14 protein-coding genes are annotated in these 12,425 nt (G+C 70.8%); 11 read left to right on the forward strand and 3 right to left on the reverse strand.

Annotated features, from left to right (window positions below; all coding sequences use genetic code 11):
* Nucleotides 1-3 precede the first annotated feature (3 nt).
* The 10 genes from ABZ354_RS21860 to fabI are packed head-to-tail and all read left to right on the forward strand — an operon-like array spanning nucleotide 4 to nucleotide 7,464.
* Entirely contained in the window at nucleotides 4-486 is a 483-nt protein-coding gene (locus ABZ354_RS21860) for a hypothetical protein (protein ID WP_358659153.1), read from the forward strand.
* On the forward strand, nucleotides 483-1,037 hold the full coding sequence (locus tag ABZ354_RS21865; protein WP_358659155.1) for a flavin reductase family protein: 555 nt from the start codon (nucleotides 483-485) through the stop codon (nucleotides 1,035-1,037). The genes ABZ354_RS21860 and ABZ354_RS21865 overlap by 4 nt, the downstream gene beginning before the upstream one ends.
* The gene (locus ABZ354_RS21870; protein WP_358659157.1) at nucleotides 1,037-1,996 is read left to right on the forward strand and encodes a VlmB-like protein; all 960 of its coding nucleotides are present in this window, start codon (nucleotides 1,037-1,039) and stop codon (nucleotides 1,994-1,996) included. Before ABZ354_RS21865 ends, ABZ354_RS21870 begins: the two co-directional genes overlap by 1 nt.
* Nucleotides 1,993-3,072: an acyl-CoA desaturase gene (locus tag ABZ354_RS21875; protein ID WP_358659159.1), complete on the forward strand. Its 1,080-nt coding sequence runs from the start codon at nucleotides 1,993-1,995 to the stop codon at nucleotides 3,070-3,072. Before ABZ354_RS21870 ends, ABZ354_RS21875 begins: the two co-directional genes overlap by 4 nt.
* Nucleotides 3,072-4,094: a beta-ketoacyl-ACP synthase III gene (locus tag ABZ354_RS21880; RefSeq protein ID WP_358659161.1), complete on the forward strand. Its 1,023-nt coding sequence runs from the start codon at nucleotides 3,072-3,074 to the stop codon at nucleotides 4,092-4,094. The genes ABZ354_RS21875 and ABZ354_RS21880 overlap by 1 nt, the downstream gene beginning before the upstream one ends.
* A gap of 45 nt (nucleotides 4,095-4,139) precedes the next feature.
* Complete coding sequence (locus ABZ354_RS21885; protein WP_358659163.1) at nucleotides 4,140-4,379, forward strand: acyl carrier protein; 240 nt, start codon at nucleotides 4,140-4,142, stop codon at nucleotides 4,377-4,379.
* Nucleotides 4,379-5,617 carry a beta-ketoacyl-[acyl-carrier-protein] synthase family protein gene (locus ABZ354_RS21890; RefSeq protein WP_358659165.1) on the forward strand — a complete coding sequence of 413 codons (1,239 nt, stop codon included), beginning with the start codon at nucleotides 4,379-4,381 and terminating at the stop codon, nucleotides 5,615-5,617. The genes ABZ354_RS21885 and ABZ354_RS21890 overlap by 1 nt, the downstream gene beginning before the upstream one ends.
* Before the next feature lie 30 nt (nucleotides 5,618-5,647).
* Nucleotides 5,648-5,974, forward strand: a complete 327-nt coding sequence (gene fdxA / locus ABZ354_RS21895) for a ferredoxin (protein ID WP_358659167.1) — start codon at nucleotides 5,648-5,650, stop codon at nucleotides 5,972-5,974.
* Nucleotides 5,974-6,693 carry a 3-oxoacyl-[acyl-carrier-protein] reductase gene (fabG, locus tag ABZ354_RS21900; protein ID WP_358659169.1) on the forward strand — a complete coding sequence of 240 codons (720 nt, stop codon included), beginning with the start codon at nucleotides 5,974-5,976 and terminating at the stop codon, nucleotides 6,691-6,693. The genes fdxA and fabG overlap by 1 nt, the downstream gene beginning before the upstream one ends.
* Nucleotides 6,694-7,464, forward strand: coding sequence for an enoyl-ACP reductase FabI (gene fabI, locus ABZ354_RS21905; RefSeq protein ID WP_358659171.1), 771 nt, complete (start codon nucleotides 6,694-6,696; stop codon nucleotides 7,462-7,464).
* A 171-nt stretch (nucleotides 7,465-7,635) separates the two neighbouring features.
* Here fabI and ABZ354_RS21910 read toward each other — a convergent pair whose 3' ends face one another.
* Genes ABZ354_RS21910 through ABZ354_RS21920 form a run of 3 tightly spaced genes read right to left on the reverse strand, consistent with a single transcriptional unit; the run spans nucleotide 7,636 to nucleotide 11,614 of the window.
* Nucleotides 7,636-8,151 (reverse strand): sigma-70 family RNA polymerase sigma factor, encoded by a 516-nt coding sequence (locus ABZ354_RS21910; protein ID WP_358659172.1) that lies wholly within the window; start codon nucleotides 8,149-8,151, stop codon nucleotides 7,636-7,638.
* Nucleotides 8,145-10,397, reverse strand: a complete 2,253-nt coding sequence (locus ABZ354_RS21915; RefSeq protein WP_358659173.1) for a molybdopterin-dependent oxidoreductase — start codon at nucleotides 10,395-10,397, stop codon at nucleotides 8,145-8,147. Before ABZ354_RS21915 ends, ABZ354_RS21910 begins: the two co-directional genes overlap by 7 nt.
* A complete protein-coding gene (locus ABZ354_RS21920; RefSeq protein WP_358659175.1) occupies nucleotides 10,391-11,614 on the reverse strand; it encodes a cytochrome P450 in 1,224 nt (407 codons plus the stop codon). The genes ABZ354_RS21915 and ABZ354_RS21920 overlap by 7 nt, the downstream gene beginning before the upstream one ends.
* Nucleotides 11,615-12,096: 482 nt before the next feature.
* On the opposite strand from ABZ354_RS21920, the gene ABZ354_RS21925 reads away from it, so the two are divergent.
* Nucleotides 12,097-12,425, forward strand: a 329-nt coding sequence (locus ABZ354_RS21925) for a carboxyl transferase domain-containing protein (RefSeq protein ID WP_358659187.1), incomplete at its 3' end; no start/stop codon positions are given.

A 12,425-nucleotide genomic window follows, 5' to 3' on the forward strand; every position in this document is an offset into this window, starting at 1 on the left:
GCCATGGACACCAAGAACCTCTTCATGACGCCCGTCACGGCGCTCCTCGTGCGCGCCGAATACGCGCTCGGACTCGTGGTGGCCGTCGTCCTCTTCTTCGCCCACCTCGGTGAGATCCGCTGGTGGCCCGCGATCGGGCTGTTCCTCTACATCGACCTGATCGGCTACATCCCCGGTGCCGTCGTGTTCCGGCGCAGGGGACACGGCGACATCCCCAAGGGGTACTACCTGGCCTACAACATCATGCACAGCCTGGTCACCCAGGGCCTTGTGGCGCTCGCCTGGATCTGGCTGTGGGGCGCCGAGTGGGCGCTGCTCGCCCTGCCCATCCACCTCTTCGGCGACCGGGCGCTGTTCGGCAACTTCCTCAAGCCGTTCGGACTGCGCTTCGAACCCGAGGCCCACCCGGCGTACCGCGCCTTCCACAGCGAGTTCACCGGCGCCGCGCCGACAAGCGGCAACGATCCGCTGCGCGCGGTCTCATGACGGGCTCCACCACGGCCCCGGCCGCCGCCCTGAACACCACGATGCGGCACTTCGTCACCGGCGTGACGGTCCTCACCTGCGGCAGCCCCGCCGAGGCCGAAGGGGTCACGGTCTCCACGCTGACCACGATCCCCGGCGACCCGCCCATGGTCTGCGTCGCGCTGCGACAGGGCAGCCGCGGCCTCAAGTCCCTCCTCGCCGCCGAGACGTTCGTGGCCAACGGCCTGGCCGCCGACCACGAGTGGCTCGCCCATCACTTCGCCCGGCGCCGCCGCCCCAAGGGACTCGCCCAGCTGGCGCCCCGGACCTGGGCGGAGCCGTCGCCGAACGGCGCGCCACGGCTGCAAGGGGCGGTGTCCTGGCTCGAATGCCGGCTCGAACGGACGGTGGCCGCGGGCGATCACGAACTGGTGATGGCCCGCGTGCTGACCGGCGCCGCCACCGTCGGCGCCCCTCTGGTCAACTTCGCCGGCGTGCTGCACCCCGGCCCTTCCTCCGTCCCGCACGCCGTGAACCGCGCCCATCCGACGAACCCCGAAAGGAAGCAGTGATGACCTCCTCGAACATCCCCTCCGAGGCGGACTGGGAGCAGGCCCCCTCGCTCATGGACGGGGCGCTGAACCTGGAGCTCTCGGCGGCGACCTGCAATCTGTCGTACTGGCTGCGATCCGTTCCGCAGGGCACGCTGCGTGGCCGGATCCTCGGGCACGCCGACGACGTGCGGCCGATGGACGTCGTACGGCAGGAAGGACCCCTCAACGCGGCGATCACACAGGAACTGGCCTTCCGCTCCATCGCCGAGGAGAAGGCGACCCGGGCCATCGGCCACATGGTCGCCCTGGCGCCCGACAACGACAGCATGGAGTTCTACTCCACCCAGCTCATCGACGAGGCGCGGCACGCGATGGTGTTCCGCAGCCACCTCCTGCAACTGGGCATCGCCCCCGACGAGCTGCACGCCGAGGTGGACCGGCTCGCCGCCGAGGACCGCGACTCCATCCTCACCCCGCTGGAGGACTTCGGCCTCAGGGTGCTGCGCGACGAGCGGGACTTCATCGGCGGCGTCCTGGTCCTGACCGTCCTGGTCGAGGGCGTCCTCGCACCCGCCGCCGAGCTCAGCGAGCGCAAGTGGCGGGTCTTCGACCCGGCGGCCGCCGACATCGAGCGCGGCGCGGGCATCGACGAGATCCGCCACCTGACCGTCGGCAGCTCCATCCTGCGCGAGCACCTCCTCAAGCACCCCGAGGACAAGCCGAGGCTCCTGGAGCTGATGGCGGAGGGCTACGAGCTGTGGGGACGGCTGCCCACCACGGACCAGCTGATGCGCCGGGAAACGCTGTTCCAGAAGGGCATCGACGAACACGGCCACCTGCTCGGCGACTACGAGCCCTGGCCGGGCCGGCGTCTGGTCGACACCACGCCCGAGGAGCGCATGGAGACCGGCAAGGCGTGGGCCGACAGGATGCAGCACACCCGGCTCGCCTACATGGGGCTCGAGGAGGCGATATGACTCCAGCCGGCGGAACCGGCGCCGCGAGCGCCGCAGGCAGCCCCACGGCCACCCTGGACGAGGTCACCCAGGTGGTGAAACGTGCCGGCCTGATGAACCTCCAGCCCGGCTACTACGTCGCCAAGATCGCCTTCAGCCTGCTGCTGCTCGCCGCGGGCTGGGCCGCCTTCGTCCTGGTGGGCGACAGCTGGTGGCAGCTCGCCGTCGCGGCCTTCCTGGCGCTGTGCTTCGGCCAGACCGACCTGATCGGCCACGACGCCGGGCACCGCCAGATCTTCCGCACCCGCAGGGGCAGCGACATCCTCGGCTACATCCACGGCAACCTGCTCACCGGGGTCAGCTTCGGCTGGTGGATGGGGCACCACACCAAGCACCACAACTACCCCAACCACCTCTCCCTCGACCCCGACATCACCCGCCGCCAGGTCATCTTCGACCCCAAACACCGCACGAAGAAGACCAGCGCCATGGCGCGTTTCATCGTGCGCCACCAGGCCTGGATGTTCTACGTGGTGATCACGATGGAAGGGCTGCGCCTGCACCTCTCCGGGTACATCGCCGCCCGCAAGGGAGTGATCAAGCGGTACGTGGCCGCCGACCTGGCCCTGCTCACCCTGCACCTGGCGGCCTACTTCACCGCCGTATTCCTGTTCCTCCCACCGGGCAAGGCCATCGCGTTCATCGTCGTCCACCAGGCCCTCTTCGGGTTCTACATGGGGCTGCTCTTCGCGCCCAACCACAAGGGTCTGCCGGTGCGCGACGGCGAGGAGGAGGAACTGGACTGGCTGACCCGCCAGGTGGTGACCTCCCGCAACATCCTGCCCCACCGGGTCACCGACTTCTTCTACGGCGGCCTCAACTACCAGATCGAGCACCACCTGTTCCCCTCCATGCCGCGCCGCAACCTGCGCCGTGCCCAGCCGCTGGTCAAGGAGTACCTGGTTAGTCACGGAATGCCGTATGCCGAAGTGACGCTGATGCGCTCCTACCTCGACGTGTCCGACTACCTCGGCGAGGTCAGCGACGAGGTCAAGGCCCTGGAGCGGACCGCGCACCTCCAGGTGGGAGGCACCTGATGGTGGCGGCGGCACGCGCGGCGGTGGTGTGCGGGCTGGGCACCCACCTGCCGCCCCGGGTGGTCACCAACGCGGAGCTGGCGAGGGAGGTCGACACCTCCGACGAGTGGATCCGCAGCCGCACCGGGATCGGCCGGCGGCACATCGCCGAGAACGGCACGGCCACCTCCGACCTCGCCGTCGAGGCGGGCCAACGGGCGCTCAAGTCCGCCTCGGCGTCCGGCTCGGCCGTCGCGGTGGACGCCGTCATCGTGGCGACGACCACCCCGGACCACCCCTGCCCGGCCACGGCGCCGGCGGTGGCGGCCCGGCTGGGCCTGGGCACCGTGCCCGCCTTCGACGTTGGGGCGGTGTGCACCGGCTTCCTGTACGGCCTGGCGGCGGGCGGCGGCCTCATCGCCGCCGGCACGGCGCACGGCGTGCTGGTCATCGGGGCCGAGACGTACTCCAGCATTCTCGACCCTGCCGACCGGTCCACCCGGGCGATCTTCGGGGACGGGGCCGGCGCTGTCGTCCTGCGCGCGGGCGAACCGGACGAACCCGGCGCGCTCGGGCCGCTGGTCCTCGGCAGCGACGGCACCGGGAGCGACCTGATCCGGGTCCCCTCGGGCGGCTCGCGCGACCCGGTCCGCCCCGGGCACGCCGACCGGGCCGACCCGTACTTCCGCATGGCGGGCTCGAAGGTGTTCCGCAACGCGGTGGAACGGATGGCCGAGGCCTCCCAGGAAGCCGCGACCCGGGCCGGATGGACACTGCAGGACATCGACGTGTTCGTCGTCCACCAGGCCAACCTCCGCATCATGAACGCGGTCGCCGACCAGATGCGGCTGCCCCGGTCACGCTTCCCGGTCCATCTGGACAGGGTGGGCAACACCGCCGCCGCGTCCATCCCCCTGGCCCTCGCCGACGCCGTCACCACGGGCGCCCTGCGGCCCGGGCAGCGCACCGCGCTCGCCGCGTTCGGGGGTGGGCTGACCTGGGGCGCGGCAACCCTCACGTGGCCCGACATCACCCCAGTCTGACCGCTCGTCATCCCTGTAGGCCCACACCTCGCAAGGAGTACCGCCATGAGCGACACCTACCCGCGTCTGGTCCAGCTGCTCGTCAAGAACTTCGGCTTCGAGACCGACGAGATCAACCCCGAGGACACCTTCAGCCAACTCGAACTCGACTCGCTGGCCCTGGTCGAACTGACCCTGACCGTCCAGCAGGAGTTCGGCATCAAACTGTCCGACGACGACCTCGGCTCCGACGACACCCTCGGCCAGGCCGCGGAGGTCATCGAGAGCAAGCTGGTGGTGGCCTGATGCCAGGCCCCGCCGGCTCATTCGACGCCGCGGTCACCGGGATCGGCATGGTGACCGCGGTGGGGATCGGAGCCCAGGCGTCCTGGGACGTGATACGGGATCCCGGAGGCACCGCCGCCTCGGGGGTCCCGGCCCTCGAGGGCACCCCTGCCCACATCGGGTGCTGGATCCCCGGCTACGACGCCAACAAGGCCATCGGGCGACGCAAGGCGTGGCGCTACGACCGCAGCAGTCAGTTCGCCCTCACCGCCGCCGCCGAGGCGGTCGCCGACAGCGGGCTCGACCCGGGCGGCTGGGACGGCACCCGGGTCGCCGTCGTCCTCGGCAGCGGCATCGGCGGCGCCGGCAGCTGGGAGAAACAGCACCACGTCCTCCTGAACGACGGCCCGCTGAACGTGTCCCCGCTGCTGATCCCCATGCTGGCGGTCAACATGGCGGCCGGCTACGTGGCGATGGAACACGGCGCCCGCGGCCCCAACTTCGTCACCGCCACCGCCTGCGCGTCCGGCACCACGGCCATCGGCATGGCACGCGAACTGCTGCGCCAGGGCGTGTGCGACGTGGTGATCACCGGCGGCACGGAGGCGTGCCTGATCCCCTCGATCATCTCCGGCTTCAGCCAGATGGGCGCGCTCAGCGGCCGCCAGGGCGACCCGCGCGCGGCATCGCGCCCCTTCGACGTCGACCGCGACGGCTTCGTCCCCGCCGAGGGCGCCGCCGTCCTCGTCCTGGAGCGCGCGGCCGACGCGAAGGCCCGGGGCGCCCGCGTGTACGCGAACGTCTGCGGATACGGCGCCTCCGCGGACGCCCACCACGCCACCGCGCCCGACCCGACGGGCGCGGGCGCGGAACTCGCCCTGCGCGCGGCCCTCGACGACGCCGGACTCGCCCCCGACGCCGTGGACCACGTGAACGCGCACGGCACGTCGACTCCGCTCAACGACGCGGCGGAGGCGAAGCTGATCCGCAGGGTCCTGGGTCAGCGGCCCGCCGTCACCTCCGTCAAGGGCACGGTGGGCCACTCGCTCGGCGCCGCCGGCGCCATCGAGGCGGCCGTCACCGCCCTCACCGTCAGCCAGGGAGTCATCCCGCCCACCGCCAACCTCGAGAGCCAGGACCCCGAGATCGAGTTGGACGTCGTCGCCAAGACGGCACGAACGGCCCCCGTGGAGGTCGCCGTCAGCAACTCCTTCGGCTTCGGTGGCCAGAACGCCGTGCTGGCCTTCTCCCGGGCGTGACCCGCCCCCGACCCTGTGGATCAGATGCTCATGACGTACGTGATCGCCCAGCCCTGTGTCGACGTCAAGGACAAGTCCTGCATCGACGAATGCCCGGTGGACTGCATCTACGAGGGCCGGCGGGCCCTGTACATCCACGCGGACGAATGCGTCGACTGCGGGGCCTGTGAGCCGGTGTGCCCGGTGGAGGCCATCTTCTTCGAGGCGGACCTCCCCGCCGAGTGGCACGAGTACCACGTGTCCACGACCGAGTTCTTCAAGACCGTCGGATCCCCCGGCGGTGCCGCCTCCTCCGGGCCGTACGACCACGACTCCACGCTGGTGGCGGCCCTCGGCCCGCAGGGGGTGACGCGCTGATGGGCGGCCGTTCGGTCCTGGTCACCGGAGGGAACCGCGGGATCGGCCTGTCCGTCGCCCGCGCGTTCGCCGCGGCGGGCGACAGGGTCGCGGTCACGTACCGCACGGGTGACCCGGCGGCCCTGAAAGCGGAGGGCTTCCTCCCCGTCCGGTGCGACATCACCGACTCCGAGCAGGTCGCGCAGGCGTACAAGGAGGTCGAGGAGAGCCACGGCCCGGTCGGCGTGCTGATCGCCAACGCCGGCGTGACCCGCGACCAGTTGCTGCTGAAGATGTCGGAGGAGGACTTCACCTCCGTACTCGACACCAACCTCACCGGCGCCTTCCGGGTGGTGCGGGGCGCCGCCTTCGGGATGCTGCGGGCCAGGAAGGGCCGCGTGGTGCTGATCTCCTCGGTGGTGGGCCTGCTCGGCTCGGCGGGGCAGGCGAACTACGCGGCCTCGAAGGCCGGGATGGTGGGCTTCGCCCGCTCGCTCGCCCGCGAGCTGGGGTCGCGCGACATCACCTTCAACGTCGTCGCGCCCGGCTACGTCGACACCGACATGACGCAGGCGCTGACCGACGAGCAGCGGGCGCGGATCGTGGAGCGGGTACCGCTGGGCCGGTACGCGCGCCCGGACGAGGTCGCGGCGGCGGTGGTGTTCCTCGCCTCCGACGACGCGTCGTACATCACCGGAGCCGTCGTCCCGGTCGACGGCGGATTGGGCATGGGGCACTGAATGAGCGGAATCCTCGAAGGCAAGCGCATCCTGGTCACCGGCGTGCTCCTGCAGTCCTCCATCGCCTTCCACGTGGCGCGCCTGGCGCAGGAGCAGGGGGCGGAGGTCATGCTGACCGCGTTCCCCCGCCCCAGCCTGACCCAGCGCGTGGCCCGGCAACTGCCGAAACCGGTGACGGTGGTCGAGCTGGACGTCTCGAACGAGGAGCACCTGGCCCGGCTGGAGGGTGTGGTGCGTGCCGAGCTGGGAGGGCTGGACGGTGTGGTCCACTCGATCGGCTTCGCGCCGCAGGACGCCCTGGGCGGGAACTTCCTGAACACGCCGTTCGCGTCGGTGGCGACGGCGATGCACGTGTCGGCGTACTCGCTGAAGTCGCTGACGACGGCGTGCCTGCCGCTGATGCCCGAAGAGGGCGGCGCGGTGGTGGGGCTGACCTTCGACGCCCAGTTCGCCTGGCCGCAGTACGACTGGATGGGCCCGGCGAAGGCGGCGCTGGAGGCGACGTCCCGGTACCTGGCGCGGGACCTGGGCCGACGGAACGTCCGCTGCAACCTGGTGTCGGCCGGCCCGCTCAAGTCGATGGCGGCGAAGTCCATCCCGGGCTTCGCGGACATCGAGGGCATGTGGAAGGACCGCTCCCCGCTGGAGTGGGACGTGACGGACCCGGAACCCGCGGGCCGCGGCGTGGTGGCGCTCCTCTCGGACTGGTTCCCCAAGACCACCGGCGAGATCGTCCACGTCGACGGCGGTGTCCACGCGATCGGCGCGTGAGCGCTCCCCCCCGTGCACACGGATACCAGGGCCGCCCCTTCCCGGCACTTCGCCGGGAACGGGGCGGCTGCTCCGTGCGGCTGCTCCGTGCGGGGGGACCGGCGGCCGGCGGAACAGGCCGGTGGTCCCCGTACGCGTACGGGGACCACCGGTGACGGGCACCGCGACCTCTCACCCCCCGGTCAGGCTCGCCCCGTGCCAGCGGCGCAGACGGGCGCGGGCGCGGGTGAAGGCGCCCTCCGCGGCCTTGATGGAGATCCCCAGGCGGCCCGCGGCCTCACGGGTGCTGGTGCCCTCGATGCGGGCCAGGATGACCTCGCGCTCCCTGCCCTCCAGGCGCTGCACCTGCTGGAGCATCCAGGCACCCTCGGCCGCCGCGCAGGCCGCCTCCTCCGGTCCCGACGCGGTGTCCGGGGCGAAGGCGTGCTGATACAGGAATCTGCGGGTGCGCTCCCTGCGACGGTAGACGTCCACGCACAGGCGCAGCGTGACCGAGGTGAGGAACGGCCCGACGCGCTCCGCGTCGAGGTCACGGTGGTTCGCGGCCCGCAGCAGCGCCTCCTGTACGCAGTCCTCGGCGTCCTGATGCCCCGTCAGGCGCAGCCGCGCCAGCCGGTACAGCCGCTCCCGGTGGGGCAGCAGCAGCTCCCAGCGCTGAGCCAGGAGCGACTCGTCCGTACTCAGCACCGGTGCAGATCACCCCGCCCGGGTGAGACCTCCACCGGCACCGCGTTGAAGACCGCGTTGCCCGACAGGGGGTCGACGACCAGGTCGTCGGTGAGCGCGTTCACGTTCACCCCCGGAGCCTTCGCCGCATACGTCATCCGCGTGCCGTCCCGGCCGTGGCCCCAGCCGTACGGCAGGCTCACCACCCCCGGGCCGACCCGGTCGGTGGGCTCGGCGTGCGCCACGACGGCACCCGACCTGCCCCGTACCGTCACCTCGTCGCCGGCCCCGATGCCGAGCCGGCGCGCGTCCTGCGCGTTGATCTCCAGGGTGCAGCGGTTGGTGCCGCCCGACAGCGCGACGGTGTTGTGCGTCCAGCTGTTGGACGAGCGCAGATGGCGTCGCCCCACCAGCAGGAAACCGCCCTCACCCCGCTCCTGCCCGGCCGCGAGGAACTCCGCGAGGCGGGGGATGTCGCCCGCCACGGGCTCGGGAAACAGCTCCACCTTCGACCCGGCGCCCACGATCTCGGCGAGCCGGGGCCGCAGCGGCCCGAAGTCCATCCCCTGCGGACGCTCACGCAGCACCGCCAGGTTCACCCCGTCGGGACGCAGCCCGAAGGCGTCCCCGAAGGCGCCGAGCCGGAGCATCAGGTCGATCCGCCGCTCCGTGCTGTCCTCGCCGGTCAGCTGCGCCTTGAGCCCGGCGGGGTCGCGGCCCGCCAGCGGCGAGCCGGGCGCCGCGACCACGGCCGCGAGCGTCTTGTCGATGATCGACGCGTCCAGCGCGGCCGGGTCCGCCCCGGGACCCGCGCCGGAGAGGATGAGGGTGAGCTTGGCGAGGATCTGCGCCTCGCTCGGCCGGCCCTCCTCGCGCGGCAGCAGCGCGGGCGAGTAGCGGGCCACCCGGCGCACCGCGAGCCGGGACAGCACGATGTCGAAGTGCTCCGACTCCAGCACGCGCGGTGGCGGCAGGATGACGTTCGCGTGCCGCGTCGTCTCGTTGACGTACGGGTCGACCGCCACCATGAAATCCAGGTCCGCGAGCGAGCGGTCCAGGCGCTCGCCGTTGGGCGCGGTGAGCACCGGATTGCAGGCGATGGCCACCAGGGCCCGCACCTGCCCCTCGCCGGGGGTGTCGATCTCGTCGGCGAGGGTGGCCACCGGCAGTTCGCCGAGCACCTCCGGCAGTCCGCGCACCCTGCTGTGCCAGCGGCCCAGTTGCAGCGGCCCCGTCGGGCGCAACGCGTTGTGCTGCGCCTCGCCGAACATCGCCCCGCCGGGCCGGTCCAGGTTGCCCGTGAGGGCGTTGACCACGTCCACCAGCCAGCTGGTCACGGTGCCGAAGGCGGCGGCGGTGGTGCCCATGCGCGCGTACACGGCGGCCGACGGGGCGGCCGCCAGTTCGCGGGCCAGGCCCCGGACGGTGTCCGGGTCCGTACCGCACACCCCGGCCACCGCCTCCGGGGTGAAGCCCCGCGCGGTTTCCCGGAGCCGCTGCTCACCCGCGTACAGAGCGGGGTCGAGAGGGGAGGTGAGCCCCTCGTCGAACAGGGTGTGCACGAGCGCGAACAGCAGCAGCGCGTCGGTTCCGGGACGGATCACCACGTGCTGGTCCGCGACGTCCGCCGTGCGGGTACGCCGCGGATCGACCACCACGAGCCGCCCGCCGCGCGCCTTCAGCGCCCGGACACGGCCGGGCAGATCGGGTGCGGTCCACAGGCTCCCGTTGGACACCATCGGATTGGCGCCGAGGATCAGCAGGTGGTCGGTGCGGTCGATGTCGGGCACCGGGATCGCCCACGGGTCGCCGAACATCAGCCCCGAGGAGACGTTCTTGGGCATCTGGTCGACCGTGCTGGCGCTGTAGACGTTGCGGGACTGCATGAGCTGGCGCATCACGGCCACATGCAGCGGGATGCCCACCGTGTGGATCACGGGGTTGCCGTAGTACAGCGCCACCGCGTCCTTGCCGTGCTCCTCCGCCACCCGGCCGAGGCCGCGCGCCACTTCGGCGAAGGCCTCGTCCCAGGTGACCTCGGCGAATTCCCCGTCCGGCCGGCGCACCAGGGGCGCGTGGCACCGCTCGGGGTCCTGGTCGATCTCGCCCAGGGCGATGCCTTTGGGGCAGACGTACCCCTTGCTGAACACATCGTCCCGGGCGCCGCGCACCCTGACGGCACGTCCGTCCTCGATGTCGATGCTGAGCCCGCAGCCGGCCTCGCACAGCGGGCAGATCCGGTGACGGGTGGTGATGCCGCTCACCATATGACCGGGATCTCTTCGTAGCCGCCGAGGGCGGCGGTCATCCGCCAGCGCAGTTCCTCGGGGTCGACGTGCAGGCGCAGCGTGGGGAAGCGGGAGAAGAGCGACTTCATGGCGATCTGCACCTCGGCCCGTGCCAGCGCCGAACCCGCGCAGAAGTGCGTGCCGTAGGCGAACCCGATGTGCTTGTTGTCCTTGCGGTGGACGTCGAAGGCGTCAGGGTTCTCGAAGACGGAGCCGTCGCGGTTGGCGGAGCTGATGGGCGCGATGACCGCGGAGTTCGCCGGGATCGTGGTGCCGGAGAGCTCCACGTCCTCCAGCGTGATCCGGATGAACGTGCCGTCGCCCGGCGTGACGAGACGGATGATCTCCTCGCACGCCTGGTCCATCAGGGACGGGTCCTGCTGGATCAGGGCCAGCTGGTCGGGGTTGCGCAGCAGCAGCACCGCACCACCGCCGGTCACGGTCACGGTGGTGTCGTGGCCGGCGAGCAGGAACATGATGCCGGTGCTGACCAGCTCCTCATGGGTGATGGTCTGTTCCACGTCCATCGAGCGGACCAGCTTGCTCAGCAGGTCCTCACCGGGGTTGTCCCGCTTCTGTGCGGCGAGCCGGGCGATGTAGTCGCGCATCTCGGTGTTGGAGCGCACGATCTCTTCGGCCGTGTACTTGGTGAGCGACATGAAGTGGTCGCACCAGGCGCCGAAGAGGTGCTGGTCCTCGTACGGAATGCCCAGCAGCTCGCAGATGACCTGCAGGGCGAGGGGGCGGGCCAGGGTGGCGTTCAGGTCGACCGGGCCGGTCATCCCCGCCATGTCGTCGAGGAGTGTGTCGACGATCTCCTGGATGCGCGGACGCATGGCCTCCGCACGGCGCGGCGAGAACTCACGGTTCGTCAGGTTGCGCAGCACCGAGTGGCGCGGCGGGTCCATGCTGATCAGGCTCGACGAGTCGGGTTCGACCAGCTGCGCGCGGGGAGCGCCGTCGCGGAACAGCGCCTCGCGGCTGAACCGGGGGTCCGAGAGGACCGTCTTCACGTCGTCGTAGCGGGTCACCAGCCAGGCCGGGTGGCCGGTGGGCAGACTGATGGGACAGACCGGCTCCTCGGCCCGCAGCTGCGCGTACTGGCACGGCGGCTCGTTGGGCGACGTACGGGGAATCGGATACGAGTACTTCGGTTCGTGGGCGGCCGGTTGCTGAGCCTGTGTCGTCTCCGACATCGGCGGGTATCCCTTCACTCGGATGAACTCGTCGGATACTGGCCGTACTTTCTTCGCTGCTCTCTGGCCTTCTTCGCGAGCTCTGAAGTTGCTTTCCGCTCCCTGTTTCGCGGGCTGTGAGCCATGGCGGAGAGAGCAGGATTCGAACCTGCGCAGGGCAATTCCCCTACGGCAAACAATCACCGTTCCCGTCGGGCCGCTTCGGGTACCCTCTCGGGTGTTCGTCTCGAGGCAAGATCCACGGTGTCAGATGGCTCTGGCAGTCCGCTTATAAACCGCTGAGATGGGCATCTCAGCGAGAGTTCTCCCAGCTCATCGAGGGTGTCACGGGTGTGGGACCTGCCCTTGGGAAGCACGGAATGACTGCTGAAACGGGAATCTCAGCGTGATGTCAGACGAACGCCTCACAGTGAGTCGGTGCGGTTGTCCGGAGCCGAACCGGGAAGCACGGAGAGACGGAAAGCCGGAAAGGGTGAGGGAAACTGACTGATACACGTGGGCGGGTGACAGAACTCCGTTCCCTCCGGGAGCTGGCCGTACGGGGACCGAGTGAGAAGGCGACCGAGGCGCAGCGTGCCAAGGGGAAGCTGACGGCTCGGGAGCGTGTGGAGCTTCTTCTTGATCCGGGTTCGTTCCGTGAGGTGGAGCAGTTGCGCCGGCATCGGGCGAGTGGGTTTGGTCTGGAGGCGAAGAGGCCGTATACGGACGGTGTGGTTACGGGCTGGGGGTTGGTGGAGGGGCGGACGGTGTTCGTCTATGCCCATGACTTCCGGATTTTTGGTGGTGCGTTGGGTGAGGCGCATGCGGCGAA

It is taken from the genome of Streptomyces sp. NPDC005925 (assembly GCF_040638805.1).
Classification (GTDB): Bacteria; Actinomycetota; Actinomycetes; order Streptomycetales; family Streptomycetaceae; genus Streptomyces.